Source organism: Pseudomonadota bacterium (assembly GCA_010028905.1).
GTDB lineage: Bacteria > Vulcanimicrobiota > Xenobia > RGZZ01 > RGZZ01 > RGZZ01.
Genome location: RGZZ01000132.1, coordinates 1 through 11,131, shown reverse-complemented (window position 1 = coordinate 11,131; position 11,131 = coordinate 1). Strand labels below are relative to the sequence as shown.

General features: G+C 67.5%; 10 protein-coding genes. 5 read left to right on the top strand and 5 right to left on the bottom strand.

What is annotated here, in order from left to right; genetic code table 11:
* Positions 1 to 146: 146 nt before the first annotated feature.
* Genes EB084_11115 through EB084_11105 form a run of 3 tightly spaced genes read left to right on the top strand, consistent with a single transcriptional unit; the run spans position 147 to position 2,856 of the window.
* A complete protein-coding gene (locus EB084_11115) occupies positions 147 to 1,220 on the top strand; it encodes a hypothetical protein (protein NDD28804.1) in 1,074 nt (357 codons plus the stop codon).
* Positions 1,221 to 1,271: 51 nt separating this feature from the next.
* Positions 1,272 to 1,868, top strand: a complete 597-nt coding sequence (locus tag EB084_11110; protein NDD28803.1) for a thioredoxin family protein — start codon at positions 1,272 to 1,274, stop codon at positions 1,866 to 1,868.
* Positions 1,869 to 1,923: 55 nt separating this feature from the next.
* Positions 1,924 to 2,856, top strand: a complete 933-nt coding sequence (locus tag EB084_11105; protein NDD28802.1) for an LLM class flavin-dependent oxidoreductase — start codon at positions 1,924 to 1,926, stop codon at positions 2,854 to 2,856.
* A 190-nt stretch (positions 2,857 to 3,046) separates the two neighbouring features.
* Here the strand turns inward: EB084_11105 and EB084_11100 are convergent, their stop codons facing one another.
* The 4 genes from EB084_11100 to EB084_11085 form a co-directional block, all read right to left on the bottom strand.
* Positions 3,047 to 3,625, bottom strand: a complete 579-nt coding sequence (locus EB084_11100) for a ThiF family adenylyltransferase (GenBank protein ID NDD28801.1) — start codon at positions 3,623 to 3,625, stop codon at positions 3,047 to 3,049.
* Positions 3,626 to 3,763: 138 nt separating this feature from the next.
* A complete protein-coding gene (locus EB084_11095; protein ID NDD28800.1) occupies positions 3,764 to 4,531 on the bottom strand; it encodes a hypothetical protein in 768 nt (255 codons plus the stop codon).
* Positions 4,518 to 6,095, bottom strand: a complete 1,578-nt coding sequence (locus EB084_11090) for a hypothetical protein (protein NDD28799.1) — start codon at positions 6,093 to 6,095, stop codon at positions 4,518 to 4,520. Before EB084_11090 ends, EB084_11095 begins: the two co-directional genes overlap by 14 nt.
* A gap of 247 nt (positions 6,096 to 6,342) precedes the next feature.
* Complete coding sequence (locus EB084_11085) at positions 6,343 to 6,582, bottom strand: hypothetical protein (GenBank protein NDD28798.1); 240 nt, start codon at positions 6,580 to 6,582, stop codon at positions 6,343 to 6,345.
* Positions 6,583 to 6,597: 15 nt separating this feature from the next.
* Here EB084_11085 and EB084_11080 point away from each other — a divergent pair, with 15 nt between their 5' ends.
* A complete protein-coding gene (locus EB084_11080) occupies positions 6,598 to 9,450 on the top strand; it encodes a hypothetical protein (GenBank protein ID NDD28797.1) in 2,853 nt (950 codons plus the stop codon).
* Between the two features lie 37 nt (positions 9,451 to 9,487).
* Positions 9,488 to 10,591 carry a hypothetical protein gene (locus EB084_11075; GenBank protein ID NDD28796.1) on the top strand — a complete coding sequence of 368 codons (1,104 nt, stop codon included), beginning with the start codon at positions 9,488 to 9,490 and terminating at the stop codon, positions 10,589 to 10,591.
* 3 nt (positions 10,592 to 10,594) lie between these two features.
* Here EB084_11075 and EB084_11070 read toward each other — a convergent pair.
* Positions 10,595 to 11,131: hypothetical protein (locus EB084_11070; protein NDD28795.1), on the bottom strand; the 537-nt coding region annotated here is incomplete at its 5' end.

The window sequence follows — 11,131 nt, the reverse complement described above, 5'->3', positions numbered from 1 at the left end:
CGCTGCGCTCGCCCGCTGCGTGGTCGACGCGGGCGACGGTCGGTCGCTGGATGCTTCGTGCAGCAGGAGGAGGTCTGACGCAATCTCCGCGAAAACCATGCCCCCGGGCGCCTCGGGCGCCAGGAGTCATCGGTCCGGAGGCTCGCGTGTTCTCGTTCTTCCGCAAGAAGCCGTCTCCCCCCACCCCTTCTCCTTCCCCCAGCGCTGGGGCCGAAGGCCTCGCCGATCCGGTCGACCTCGAGCCGCAGGGCGATCTCGCACCTGCGCCCGAGATCGCCGCACCTCCTCCTCCTCCTTCCGCGCCCGCGGTCGAAGAGGAGCCAGAGCCCATGCTCACATTCGAAGAGTGGGATCGGTTGCTTGCAGAGCAGGAGGCCGCAAAGCAGGCTGCCCTCAAGGAGGTGCGTGCCAACCCCGCCCCGCGGGCTCACCGCTTTGCCATCCCAGCGGCCAAAGCCAACGCGGAGACCTCGGCCCCCTCTGAAGACGCACATGTCGAGCCAGATGTCGAGGAACCTGCGCCAGCAGCGCAGGTTCCCACGCCTGCAGCGGCGTCCGCAGCCGCGCCTCCCCCTCCCCCGTCCGAGCCCATCCGCGAGGAGACGCCGCTCGAACGCCTTCTCCGATACTGCAACGAAGATCCGTACGACGCCGACCGATGTCACGATCTGGCTCGTCAGGCCTACGCCGACAAGCGTCCCGATGTGGTCGTGGCGCCCCTGGTGCGCACCGCGGGGCTCCTCATGAGCACGTCGGCGGGCACGGCCGCCGAGCTGCTCTCCCGCCTGCTGATCATGAAGGTTGACACCATACACAGCGATCTCATGCTCGCCCAGCTCTGTCTCCAGCAAGACCGCATGCGTGAGGCCGAGCAGGCCCTTCAAGCCGCGCTGCGCCACGAGCCCACTAACCATGTGGCCTTCCAGGGAATGATCAAGGTGTCGCTGGCGGCCCGTCGCCCGCAGGAGGCCATCGATTACTGCCACCACGTGCTGGGTGTCGACGCGAACCTCGCGTCTGTGTGGGAGCAGCTCGGCGACGCGCACGCGTTCACGGCAAACGTGGCGCAGGCCACCGAGTCGTGGCTCACAGCGGCCCGCTTGTTCGCCCACCAGAACAGCATCACCGACGCCATCCGGGTGTACAGCCAGATCATCATGGTCGATCCGGAGCATCCGTTGGCGGCGGGCGAGCGCGCCAATCTCGGGTATACCGGGTAGACGGTCAGACCGTCACCCTCTCGACACGAACGACCAGGAAAGGAATACACAATGGTTCGCACGGCTTCGACGATGCTTCCGCTCGAGACGAAGATGCCCACCTTCTCCCTCCCCGATGTGGTGAGCGGACGAACGGTGAGCGACGCTGATTTCAACGACAAGGATGCGCTGCTGGTGATGTTCATCTGCAGCCACTGCCCCTATGTCAAGCACGTGGAGGCCGAGCTGGCTCGCCTGGGGCGCGACTACGCCCCGTCTCGCCTGGGACTCGTGGCCATCAGCGCCAACGACGCTGCGTCGCACCCGGATGACGGGCCAGCGGGGCTCAAGCGCCAGGCGGAGCAGGCCGGTTTCTCGTTTCCCTATCTCTACGACGAGACACAGGCGGTGGCAACGACGTTCACGGCTGCGTGCACGCCCGACTTCTTCCTCTTCGACCGCGAGCGCAGGCTGTTCTATCGTGGGCAGCTCGATGCGTCGCGACCCGGGAATGGCGTGGCGGTAGACGGGGCTGATCTGCGCGCGGCCATCGAAGCCGTACTCGCAGGCGCGTCGGCGCCATCTCTCCAGAAGGCCAGCCTCGGGTGCAACATCAAGTGGAGGGCCGGACACGAGCCCGCCTACTTCACGGGCCTGCCGGCGTCGTGAGGTCTTCCTGGGGGCTGAGGCGGGGAGTCTCCAGGAAGGGGCAAGCGCGGGCCTGATGGACTTCGCCCTCTCGCTTCCTCCGCTTCCCGATCATAGCGACGCGGTGACCGCGGCCCAGGCGGCGGAGCGCGCGGGCCTGCGCAGCTTCTGGCTCTACGACATGCACCGGGCGCGACCGGATCCCTATCCACTGCTGGCGCTCGTGGCCGCGGCCACGGACCGGATCAGCCTCGGACCCTGCGTCACCAATCCGGTGACGCGCTCACCTCTCGTCACCGCGCAGATGATGCTGTCGCTGCAGCGCATCAGCGGGGGGCGTGCGGTGCTGGGCATCGGTCGGGGAGACGTGCCCGTCAAGGGGATGGGCTGCGTGCCGGCGTCTCTTGCCGACCTGCGTGCGGCCATCGAGCTGTTCCACGCCGAGGCCGATCGCGTCGATGCGTTCTGGCGCCCCGCTGTGCCTGTGCCTGTCTATGTAGGGACCTATGGTCCGCTCGGCCTGCGCATGGCGGGTCAGATGGCCGACGGCGTCATCTTGCAGGCGGCGCATCCCGAGCTGCTTGCGTGGGCGCGCGATCGGGTGCTTGAAGGCGCTGTGGCGGCGGGGCGTGATCCTGCGCAGATCTGGCTGCAGTGCGCCGCGCCGCTGGCGGTTGACCTGTCTGACGCGCAGACCGTGGCAGAGACGCGATGGTTTGCGCGTCTCATCGCCCCGGACATCGCCGCCATCGTGCTGCGCAACGCCGAAGGGTTGCCGGGCCTGGTGGGGTGGGCGAGGCGATGGCACGAGGGGGACGCGGAGCACCGAGATGCCCTCGCCGATGAGATGTGCACGGCGTTCGCGCTGGCGGGCAGCGCACAGACGTGTCGGGCACGTCTCGGCGAGATGGAGCGGTTGGGCATCGACGAGATGAACGTGTTCTCGATGGGCGATTGGCGGCGAGACCTCGAGGCCATCGCGCGCCTGCGCTCTATGCCGTCGAGTTGAGCACATTTACGCTCAAGCCCGCGATGTTGAGCACATTTACGCTCAAGCCCGCGATGTTGAGCTCATTTGCGCTCAAGCCCGCGATGTTGAGCTCAATTGCGCTCAAGCCCGCGATGTTGAGCTCAATTGCGCTCAAGCCCGCGATGTTGAGCACATTTACGCTCCGCTCAAGCCCGCGATGTGCAGGTGCTCACATGGGGCTGATCTGCAGGTCGCCTGACGTGATGGTGTACGAGATCTTCGTGCCATCGCTGCGCCAGCGCTCGATCACGCGGGCCACAGCCGCCACGGCCAGAAGCGAGAGCGATCGCGCCTGCCGCAGCGCGCAGGCGTCTGTGCCGTCGGCTTCGGGCGCGGTGTAGCGCTCGTCCCACACCACCTCGGCGTATCCGCTGGGGTGGAGGCCGGCATGGATGCACGGCAGCGCCGCGGCCCGACAGGCTTCACTGACTGCCGCCCGCGCCTCGCGGTTGTCAAAGGCGTCGATCACGATGTCGCTCTCCCCCAGCAGGCGTGCCGCGTTCTCTGACGTGAGACGCTTCTGCACGGTCTCCACCGACGCGCCGCTGAAGCGGGCCACCAGCTCGTCGAGGGCGCGGGTCTTGGGATGACCGATCTGGTGACGCTGCCACGGCTGGTTGAGGAGATTGGCCGCCTCGACCTTGTCGAAGTCGATCACGCGAAGCACATCGCCGGGCTGGGCCTGCCGCGCGAGATGCTCGATGAGGTTCGCCCCGATGGTTCCGATGCCGCAGACGGTTACGCGCATGGTCGCTCCTCCTTCATCACTCGAGCCCCGCACCTCGAGGGCACCCGGCTGCTGCTGGGGCCTTCACGTGCACCTCCCCTCGCTGAACTGGCGGCTTGCCCCCCGCACCTCGAGGGCACGCGGTTGCTGCTGGGGCCTTCACCGCTCGCGTCCGATGAGCGAGGCCAGGGTCGTGAGATCGTGGTCTGCGTCGAGCCCGCTCAGGCACAGTCCGGCCCGCTTCACGGAGAGGTGCTCGTCCACGAGGGTGCGGAAGTGCTCGCCTTCCTTGGCCCACGACACCAGGAAGCCCGTGAGAACACGCTGCCACGACAGCAGCTCGCCGCTTCCCAGCGCCAGGGCGAGCGCAAGATGGTGCGTCACCTGCTCGTCGTCAACCAGCATGAGGCTCTCCTGGCCACTGAGCGCCAGTCGGGAGCTCGTCAGCTGTGTGCGAAGTCGCTCGGCGCGCCAGGGAGGGACGGTGGGATCGAGACCGAGAGACCAGTGCCGCTCGCCGTCGAACACCGCGTCGATGCTCTCGTACGCGCTCAGCCCATGGGTCAGGCTCACCCGCACTACTCGCGCCCCCTCACGCCGGTCTCCCGAACTCCCCGCGTGCTCGCACCACGCCCTGCGCGTCTGGCCTTCCTCATTCTCGAGAAGCACCAGACGGCAGCGCGGGCGACCGTTGAGCCAATGCTGCCGCTCCGTGTGGCTCGCCTCGCGCACCAGGCGAGCCACACGGTCTGTACCGATGGTGAAGACGCCCCAGCCCTGAAACGCCTCCTCGACACGGCATCGCCAGACAAGCGCGCCGGTCTCGACGCGGATGTGCCGAGCGCCGTCGCAGGGGGCGACCCGCTCGCGTGTCGACGCCAGCGTTTCGAGGGATTCGAGCCGATCGAGCACGTCAGAGAATCTCATGGGTCGCCTCGTCGTAGCCCTTGGGCAATTCATCTTCCTCGGTGTAGAGCGGCTGCTCGAGCACCTCGTTGAGAAGGGTCTCGGGAGTACGGCAGAGCAGCGGCACCACGTTGGGCAGGTTGTAGTAGTCACCCCGAAACGGGATCACCGTGATCTCGCGGCCTTTCAGCGCGGTTTCGACGGGCGTTGCCGCGGCGCTCCGACCGACGCGGATGACCACGATGCGGCACTGCACGCCCACGCGCTCCTCGTATTCCCTCAGGGCCGGGGTGAAATACGGCGCTGTGTTCTCTTCCCCATCGGTGATCACCACGATCTGCTCAACGCGCCGGTCTCCCAGCCGCGTGAACGGAGCCCCGATGGAGGTGGCGTTGTTGGCGCAGATGGGGGAGAAGGCCTCTTCCCATCCACGCAGGTCGCGTGTTCGCGGGTTGATCTCGAAGGCCGTCGCGTCGAAGGCGAACACGTGCAGGTCGTGGTCGGCCACCGCCGAGCAGAGGATGGCCAGCTGCTTGCCGATCTCCAGCGCTTCCTCCATGCTGGCCGACTTGTCGATGAAGAGCGCTGTGGGCACTTCGATGCGCCCTCGGTTTCTCAGGCGCTGCTGGAGCGTGTCGAGCAGGTTCCCGCTGATGCGTGCATCGTGGCCCACTGCTCGAAGCGCCTGCACGGTCTTGAAGTCACTCACCCGGTTCTCTCGCACAGCCTCGCGGATCTTCTGGTCGAGCAGCGCTTTCGTCTCGCGGTGTTCAAATGCGCCACGTTTCGCCAGCATCGCGAGATTCGTGATGATCTGCGGCGGGGTCATCACCTTCACCAGCGCGAACAAGATCATGGGTGTGTAGTGCTTCACGGCTCCGATGGCCGTGGTGTAGTGGATGTGGTGCTCCACGATGAGGCGGGCTTGAGCGGCCGGGTCTTCCGCCAGCCGCGCGAGAGCGCGGGCCTGGGCAACCCGGCTGTCGCTCGGGGGGGTCTCATCGAACAGCATCTGCGCCGCCCGCGCCGACGGCTTGATGTGCAGCGACGCATACAGCCCTTTCAGGTTGTGGCGGTCGCGGATGACGCACTCGTCAAACCAGGCTTCGTGGGCCTCGCGACGGCGCAGGTAGGCCTCCACCGCTCGCTTCAGCGCGCGCCCGTTGAAGTGCAGGGTCTCGCGCACGTACTTGACCACGCGAGACACCTGGTACACCCGCAGCCGCTGCATGAGCATGCGCGCGTGCACGCGGTGGCTCGGGTGCGGCGATGTGAGCAGATGCGCCACGAACAGCTCGTTGTGGTCGCGCACCGCCCCGTTCTCGGCATACCAGCGGGAGAGGCGCCCATAGAACAGCGCGTCGCGCTCAAGTGCCTCGCGATGCACCTCTGCGACGTTGCCGAGCCTGCCGTGGCTCGCGTGCAGAAAGGCATCGAGCAGGTCTGTGCGCGCGCTCGCCTCGGTGCCGACACGCGCCGAGACGAAGCGTGATGACGAACGTATCCGCAGCGCCGGTGTCTTGACCTGTGCTCCGGTGTGGGTGTCGAGCTGCGTGCGCAGCCACGAGACGAGCTTCTCGATCATGACAAGTCCTCCAGCAGGTGGGGTGGGGGGCGCGAGATGGGTTTACTGCCGCTGGGTGGTGAGAAAGAAGAATTGGGGCGTTCGTGTTCGAAGAACCTTAACGTTTCTACGTACGGGAGTGCCGTATGAGTGCCATGTAGGTTCTCCAGGTCGGGGAACGCCCCAAACGTTGTGTGTGTCGGGCTGTCGCTCTGCCTCGCCTCGACCGCGCGTCTGCCGCGGTCACGGGGGTGCGGCTGCAGCGTCGCTAGCCGAAGACCGCCGGCGGTCGCACGACGACGCCATCTGGGTGCTTGTCGATGACGAGATGGCGCATCTTGTCGGCGGGAACCTCGAGGGTGCGCGCCAGCTGCTCGAGGATGCGCTGGCTGTTGTCGCTGCTGCTCACGGCGATGGTGTCGCCCTCGAGGGTGCGGCTGGTGCCGTCGAGTCTCAGGTGTACCTTCATTGCGCTGGCCTCGCTTTCGTCTGTCTCTGACGTCAGCATACCCGAGCGGGTGGGATGGCGTCTGTGAGATTTTCCCGGAGCGCGGGTCGGGTGCGCATGCTCAGGGCAGGCACGCGCGCGAGACTCTGTCTGCCAGCGGCGAGCGCCGTGCAGCCGATGCCGTGGCAGGAGCGCCGCGGCGTTCGTTTGAAGGAAGGGCCGATGATCACGCCCCGCTATCGCTCTTCCTGGCGCGCCTCGATTGCGTGCATGATGTTCGCGCTGCTCCTGACGCTTGTCGTGGGCCTGTCGTGCGCGCGCGCCCAGCAATCGCCTGCCGTTCCGGGCTCGGCCGAAGGGGCGCCCACAGACCCGCGTGCGGTGGCCTCTCCGTCGCCGCGCCCCAGTGACGTGAACGCCGCCGGCGCGAACAGCGAGCTGGCGCGCCCGCAGATCGTCGAGCGGGTGACCCGTGAGGTCTTCGACGTCTATCGCAGTCAGATCGTGGAACGCGTTCAGGCGGTCGTCGCCGAGTCGATGCGGGGACGCATGCGTGTCGAGCCGCTTGCGCTGCAGGAGATGGTGCGCTCCGAGACGCGCAAGACCTTCCAGGCCCTCCAGATCGATGTGCAGGCTCGCCGCGGCGTCGAGACCGAGCTGCAGCGCAGCAGCCTGCAGGCGCCCGACGTCGTGGGGCCCTGGGTGGGGGCCCTGGTTGCCGACTGGGAGGACGCGGTGACCGACGAGGTCTACCGCACGCTCAAGGAGACCCTGCGCCGCAATCTCAATCTGGTGCTGCAGCCCTTCGGACGGGAGCTTTTCACCCGCGCCGTCGAGCAGAAGCCCCCGTCGGCCGCAGCCGTGCCGCAGGGCGACGACTACGAGCTCCGTCCGAGTGACCGTCTCCGCATGCAGGTCTACAACACCAAGGGCGGCGAGTCGGTGGAGGCGCTGCAGCTCGATCGCGGCGGCAATGCCTACGTGCCCGGCGTGGGTCTCGTGAGCCTGGGAGGTCTCACGCTGGGCCGGGCGCAAGGTCGCGTCGGCGACGCGCTGCGCAAGCGCTTCCCCAACATGCGCACCCGCCTGTATCTCGAGAGCACACCCAGCCTCGCGGTCTACGTGGTGGGGGAGGCGCGTCGCCCCGGCCGCTACGAGCTCCCTGCGGGCGCCACCCTCATGGACGCCCTGCTCGCCGCCAGCGGGCCGTCGAACGTGGGGAGCTTTCGCGCCATTCGCGTGCTGCGCGGGCAGCAGACGGTGGCCACGGTCGATCTCTACGCGCTGCTCATCCACGGGGTGCCCACCGACACCATCCGCCTGCGCAGCGGCGATCGTGTCTTCATCCCCGCCCGCGGACCGGAGGTGGCGGTCGATGGCGAGGTCGTTCGCCCTGCGCTCTATGAGCTGCGCGGAGAGCGCACCCTGGCCCAGGTCGTCGGGTTGGCGGGCGGTCTCATGGCGGAAGCCTATGCGCCTCGGGTGCAGATCGAGCGGGTGAGCGCGGGCCGGGACCGCATCGTGCTCGACCTCGAGTACAAGAAGGCGCCTTCCACAGCCGTGAAGTCGGGTGATCGGGTCATCGTGCTGTCGGTGCTCCCGGATGCGCGCAACGCCATCACCCTCGACGGTCAGGTGCAGCGACCCGGCGTCTACGCCTACGCGCCAGGGATGCGCGTGGCCACGCTCATCGCGCGCGCCCAGGGCATGCGCCATGGGGTGTTCCCCGGCCATGCCGAGGTGTATCGCCCACGCAGCGGACAGACGCCTCAGGTCATCGGATTCGATCTCGACAGCGCGCTGCGGGGCAGCGAGCGCGACAACGTGACCCTTCTGCCGGGCGACAAGGTGCTCGTGTACGCGGCCGCGCAGGTGCTCTTCAAGAGTGCGCGCGTGCGAGTGAACGGCGCCGTGACCCGACCCGGGGAGTACACCCGTTTCGAGGGCATGACGGTACGCGACCTCATCTACCAGGCAGGGGGCCTGCTCCCCGAGGCGTCGTCTGACGCCGAGGTGGGAAGGGTCGACCCCGTCACCGGCCACCTGACCGTCCTTCCGCTGAATCTCGACGCGACCCTGAGCGGTCCGGACTCGGTCACCGCGCTGCACAACCTCGACGTGCTGGTGATTCGAACCGACGTGGGGCGCACCCGCTGGCCGAGCGTGGTCACGGTGCGCGGTGAGGTGATGCATCCGGGCGACTATGCCTTCGATCCACGCAAGGACACGTTGCGCGATCTGGTGAAGCGCGCGGGTGGCCTCTCCCCAGAGGCCGACGCACGCGCCGCCATGCTCATCCGCTTCAACGACAGCATCATCGACGCGCAGCGCCTGCAGCTCACGTCAGAGGCGTTCGACACGTTGCAGGGCATCGCGCGCCAGATGGCCACCGCCGAGGCGGCAAGGCAGGGGGCGATTCGCGCCGAGGTCTCCGCGGGAAGCCCGGCGGGGGCCGTGGTCGATGCTTTGAAGGGATCTCCCAAGAGCGTACTGGCGCCCAGGGTCATCTCGCGCATCTTGTCGAGCGGGCGCATCGCCATCGACCTGCCGCGCATCCTGGCCACGGGGCAGGGCGATCCCGGTCTGCGCGAGGGCGACCTGCTCTTCGTTCCCCGTCCCAGCCGTCTCGTCATCGTCTCGGGCGCGGTCACCATGCCGTCCGCGCTGCCCTTCACCGCGGGCTGGAAGGTGCGTGACTATGTGGCGCGCGCGGGCGATTTCACGCCGGACGCACTCAAGAGCGGCATTCTGGTGATGCGCGCGAACGGTGAGATGAGCCGCGTGTCAGAGAGCGCCACGGTAGACGAGGGCGACCTCGTGCTGGTGCCGCCGCGCGCCATCATCTCTCAGCCCACGGCCTGGGAACATTTCATCGATGCGCTGCGCGTTCTCACCAATGGCGCCGTGCTGTACCGGTTGATCAAGTGATGCGCTTCCTCGCGTCTGTGATCGGAGAGGTGCTGGCGTGAGCGCAGACTCGCCGGCAACCGTTCCCGCACGGCCCTCGCCGTTGAGGGCCATCATCGTCGTGCTCGTGTTCGCGCTGCTCGGCGCGGGTGTCGGAGTCACTGTGGTGGTGAATCAGAAGCCCGTCTACGATTCCACGGCCACGGTCTACGCTACCCCGTCGACCCAGGGCGGACTGCGGGCCATGGCTGATGAGCTCACCGCCGGCGCGCTCACCGGTGGGGTGATGGGCAGCAATCTCTTCTACCTGATGGCGCTGCTGCAGAGCAATGCGTGTCGGCTTGCGGTGGCCGATTCGCTGCACCTCGACGCCGATGACACGTTCTGGGGAGGAGCAGACACGCCCGCCGCCGACCGCGATCGCGACCGGCTGCTGCGGCGCCTGGCCAGCGCCATTGTTGTGACCCAGAAAGACAGCCTCATCAAGGTATCGGTGCGCACCCAATCGGCCGAGCTGTCGCAGCGCATCGCCAACGCCTGCCTCGATTTCCTCGACGCGCGTCTCACGGGCGACAACAGCAGCAAGAGCGCCACGTTGAGCAAGCAGGTGAGCGGTGTGCGCGTCAAGCTCCAGAAGGCCGAGAAAGCCCTGCGCGATTTCATGGCCACCCGCGATTTCGTGCCCCAGGAGGAGCGCGAGAAGGCCGAGATCACCGCGCTCCTCGAGCTTCACCGTCAGCTCGCCCTCCACGAGGTCGAGCTCACGGGCACGCAGAGCCAGCTCGACGCGCCGGGCGATCTCAATCATCAGATCGAGCTCAAGGCGCTCGAAGCGGGCACGAAGGCACGGGTCGACAAGCTGCGCAAGATGGTGGAGGAGCGCGAGGCGAAGCTCAAGGCCCTTCCCGACGCGCTGCTGGCCTACCAGCGTCTCGTGCGTGACGTCAAGCTCAACGAGAAGGTCTTGCTGGTGCTGAGCGAGCAGTACAATCTGGCGCTCTTTCAGGAGGCGGGTCGCGTGGTGCCGTACAAGGTGGTCGATCGCCCGCTGGTTGCCACGATGCCCACCAGTCGATACGGCATGCTGAAGGTGGTGCTGTCGATGGTGCTGTTCGGTATGTTCGGGTGGCTCGTGGCGCGTCTCACGTCGCGACAGGGGTAGGGCTCAGCCCTGCCCACGTCTGGCGTGGTGCGCCGCAACGGCGGTGATGGCCACGAGCAGCACGGCGTAGGTGCCGGAAGTGACTGCCGCGGCGCCCATGATGCCGTAACGCGGGACTGCCCAGAGGGTTGCGCCCAGATTGCCTGCAGCGATCACGATCCACAGGCCCATCACCGCGGGGGGGAAGCCGCTTCCACTGAGATACTGGGCGATCACGATCTCGAGGCCGTACAAGAAGACGCCCGGCGCCAGCCAACGCCAGGCCACCGCTGCGTTCGCGAAGGCTGCGCCGAAGAGCGTCTCGATGAGCCACGGGCTCACCGCGACACACGCCGCCGTGAGCGTGCCCAGCAGCAGTGCCGTAACGGCGGTGGCCCGAAGGGCGGCGCGGAAGCGTGTTGCTGCATCTGGCTCTGCGCTCAATCTCGGGAAGATCACCGCGGCAAGAGAGGTGGGCAGCAGCAGCAGCTGGTCTCCCAGGCTCACCGCGATGGAGTAGAGCCCGGTCTCGTGGGGCCCGAGCGCGTGCCCCACGATGAG